This is a genomic window from Symbiopectobacterium sp., assembly GCF_051710365.1.
In the GTDB taxonomy this organism is placed as follows: Bacteria; Pseudomonadota; Gammaproteobacteria; order Enterobacterales; family Enterobacteriaceae; genus Symbiopectobacterium.
Window position 1 is genome coordinate 1 of the sequence record NZ_JBPETA010000269.1, and the last position, 3,248, is coordinate 3,248.

The 3,248-nt window shown below is 50.6% G+C and carries 5 protein-coding genes and 1 tRNA gene; 2 read left to right on the forward strand and 4 right to left on the reverse strand.

Annotated elements, in window-relative coordinates:
- The 3 genes from ACTBDZ_RS16370 to ACTBDZ_RS16380 all read right to left on the reverse strand — a co-directional run.
- On the reverse strand, positions 1-425 hold a 425-nt coding region (locus tag ACTBDZ_RS16370; RefSeq protein WP_438816093.1), incomplete at its 3' end, for a BRO-N domain-containing protein.
- Between the two features lie 275 nt (positions 426-700).
- Positions 701-1,069: a DUF5406 family protein gene (locus ACTBDZ_RS16375; protein ID WP_438816094.1), complete on the reverse strand. Its 369-nt coding sequence runs from the start codon at positions 1,067-1,069 to the stop codon at positions 701-703.
- Positions 1,062-1,892, reverse strand: coding sequence for a KilA-N domain-containing protein (locus ACTBDZ_RS16380; RefSeq protein ID WP_438816095.1), 831 nt, complete (start codon positions 1,890-1,892; stop codon positions 1,062-1,064). Before ACTBDZ_RS16380 ends, ACTBDZ_RS16375 begins: the two co-directional genes overlap by 8 nt.
- A 110-nt stretch (positions 1,893-2,002) precedes the next feature.
- Here ACTBDZ_RS16380 and ACTBDZ_RS16385 point away from each other — a divergent pair, with 110 nt between their 5' ends.
- On the forward strand, positions 2,003-2,488 hold the full coding sequence (locus ACTBDZ_RS16385) for a hypothetical protein (RefSeq protein ID WP_438816096.1): 486 nt from the start codon (positions 2,003-2,005) through the stop codon (positions 2,486-2,488).
- Between the two features lie 15 nt (positions 2,489-2,503).
- Positions 2,504-2,579: transfer RNA gene (locus ACTBDZ_RS16390), tRNA-Gly, on the forward strand.
- A gap of 71 nt (positions 2,580-2,650) precedes the next feature.
- Here the strand turns inward: ACTBDZ_RS16390 and ACTBDZ_RS16395 are convergent.
- On the reverse strand, positions 2,651-3,121 hold the full coding sequence (locus ACTBDZ_RS16395) for a lambda exonuclease family protein (protein WP_438816097.1): 471 nt from the start codon (positions 3,119-3,121) through the stop codon (positions 2,651-2,653).
- Between the last annotated feature and the right edge of the window lie 127 nt (positions 3,122-3,248).

The following is a 3,248-nucleotide window of genomic DNA, read 5'->3' on the forward strand; positions in this document are numbered from 1 at the left end:
TCAAAATGAAAACCGTTTGCCATGCTCCAGACCAGATGGGTCAGGCAACGGGTATCATCATCGTTGAACAGTTCGGCGGCTTGGGGTTTGTATTGTGGGATCTTGGTTTCTTTGTCGAGAATATCCAATACCCATTTACGGAACTCTTTGGCGATCGGCGTGTTGGCGAACATCGCTATCAGATGAGCGCCGCGCAGGGAGAAGATGCGAGTGTTTTGCATATCGCCATTGGCGTCAGGCAACTTAACTACCGCGGTCATCTGAGTTGTAAATTCGTCTTTGTTTCTGTTAAAAATTTTGGTTACTGCTGTTTTGGGGTTCGCGTATTTCAAGGCTAACCCAATTTGGGTTGACCTCAGCCAGATAGATTGCTCACGGTGAATAATTTCAAGCTGAGCGTTATGGAATGAAATATGGTTCTTCATTGCTAGACTCCTTGTGTGTATTAGGAGCCGTCACGCCGGTGGTATACGATTGGTGACGACCTGTACGGGGATACCACTACCGGACACAAGGAACCGGCCTGATCGAAATCAGCCCCGCACAGGCCGTCATAGAAGATTGCAGGCAATAAAAAAGCGCCATGCAATTTTTTAATCGGGCGCTGTGCGCCTTGCGTCATGCGGGGTGGTATTCCCGACACCTGAATTTGCAGATGCAGAGCGACTATAGCGCATGGTTTCTCCTTGCGTCAATGGTGTTATTGTGCTGGCGCAACATCGATAATTTCGGCACTGATTAGCATGTCCTGGAGCCATTCTTCACCTTGCCCCTCTTCATCCCGGCATTCAAGCGGGATATCTTCTTCTCTCTCCAGCAGGAGGCAGCGCATTTTTTCGCCTTCGTAGGTGTAGGACGGTAAGTTGCTATACACTGTCGCTATGGCTTGCTCAATGACGTTAAGACCGCTACACCTGTGGCAGGTAACGGCCACAACCGTCGTGACGCGGAAGTCCCAGCGTCCAAAGGTAAGTTCCACTCGTTGGCGAGAGACTCGCAAGGCGGCAATGTTCGGATCGTAGTTCAGGACGTCCCCCTCGAAAGGGGGCTGTGAACTGGACTCACGCATAAATCACCTCTTCGGAATGTTGAGCCAGTGGAGCTTCATTCATCATGACGGCCAGCAGGCGAGGGAAATGTGCATCGTAAAAATGTGGCTGTGTCTGACGCGGGTTATTCGGATCTGTCAAATTCTTACCAAACTGCAAGCCTTTCTCTGTTAGCGACCAGAACAGTTTTTCCTTGTCGGGATGCTTGCTGCTGGGACGTGACTTGCGCTCAGCGAGTCCGAGCAATTGCAGGCGCTTGAAACCAGACTGTGCCGTGTAGGGCTTGCCGTGCAGCATCAGTAGTTCAGTCAGGGAATGAGTGACTTCACTTGACCCAGTTACACTGCCCTCTGGTGCTTCTACGGCGTAGGCGGGCAGGATATCCGGCATGCCGAGGGAAGATTGTAGCTTTTTCATTGCGCCCAGCATCGCGGAAGGCGCTATGCGCAGCTCTTGCTTGTAGAAAGCGAGCAAGGCCAATCCCGCTTGGACTTTTTCTACCAGTACGCCATTGCTGGACTTTACAGAATCACGGAATTGCTCATATACCTGAACCTCAAATTCAGGTTTTATCCATGCCGCATAGCGGATGGCCACTAATTCATCCGCCCATGTTCCTGACTCAAGGACACCTTTAATTACATTAACCGAAGCCCTTTTTTGGGCTTCGCTCAAAGATTGCACAAATGCAGCGATGCCATCAGAGCGCATGAATTTTGATGGTCTCTGTGATTCTGTCGCTTTACCTTGTGCAACGGCAGCGCGGTGCAGGTCATTCAGGCAGTAACGCCCGAAAGCATCCTGGCGAACAATGGTATTTTCAATGACAACTAATTTAGACATAACAATTTCTCCATAATTAAACGGATGTGGTTATCAGAGGACTAACGGGTAAAATTTTGCAGTTTGGCGGTCAGATCGCTTACACTTGGCTTAACACAGGAGGATCCGCTATGGGCCAAGTCGCATTTGATACTCAAGAGTTCGTCGAGAAGCTGGAAAGCTCTGGTCTTAATAGAGAGCAGGCCAAGGCTATAACCCTTGTTGTGCGTCAGTCCCATGAGGTTGCAGACCTTGCTACCAAGCGTGACCTTGAAGACGTGCGCAAAGAGATGCAAGCCCGCTTTGAAAAGACCGATGCGCAGATAGCCGATGTCCGCAAGGATCTGTCCGCAGAGATAGCCGATGTTCGTAAGGACCTGTCCGCAGAGATAGCCGATGTTCGTAAGGATATTGACGCTCGCTTCGAGAAGAACGAAGCTCAGATGCAGGCTCGCTTCGAGAAGACCGAGGCGCAGATATCTTTAGTCCGCAAGGATTTACAGCTTGAGATGGCGGGTATTCGCTCCGAGCAGAAGTTAATGCGCTGGATGCTGAGTGCTGGAATTTTGGGTATTCTCTCTCTGGTTGTGAAAGCTTTTCTCGTCACGGCCCTTTGAGCAATTCTGCCCATTGGGTCGGTAGCTCAGTGTGGAAGAGCGTACGTGTTCCCCAACCGTAAGGCCGCAGGTTCGAGTCCTGCCCGACCCTTCACTGCCAGCAACTTCCCTCCCGCGTCAAGCTGAACTCACCTGCATTGCCGCCTACCGGTATGCGTGTACTCATGCGGCTACCTTGGATAATTTCCTGATAGCCTCAAGTTCTCTTTCAAGTTCAGCCAAGCACTGCGTTAACGCCTCCTGTATTTCAGCAACCAGCTTATCCTCCCGATGAATTCTCAACTGGTAATAGGCAAGGTCTGGCGGTAGCCTGTCGTCATAGCTGACAAAATCACACCATTTCCTGCCCGTACACATCATTTGGGCGTGCATCTGTAGGATATATTGGTTTTTCGGCTTACCGGTCTTGATGGTTTCTAAATGCGTCCATGTATTGGGGCACTTGATTTCAATCAGACCATCGCACCCTACCAGCCCGTCAGGCGATGCGCCAAATCCTGCAATGTCAGGGTGAAGGATAAAGCCGACCTCGTTCACTTCTGCGTCAAACTGGTTAAGCAGGTACATCTCCCGCGCCACCGGTTCAAGTTCAGTGCCGCGCTGCATGGCGGCGTTTGAGTAACTTTCTTCCATTTTTCGGCTTTGTTGAATAAATCAGAACTTGTAACGACTGTGCCCCATCGGGTCGATTGTTACGTGATGCGAATACTGTTCGGCATTCCTAATAGCGTGATCCGGTTAAGCGCTTTGACCATCGCCA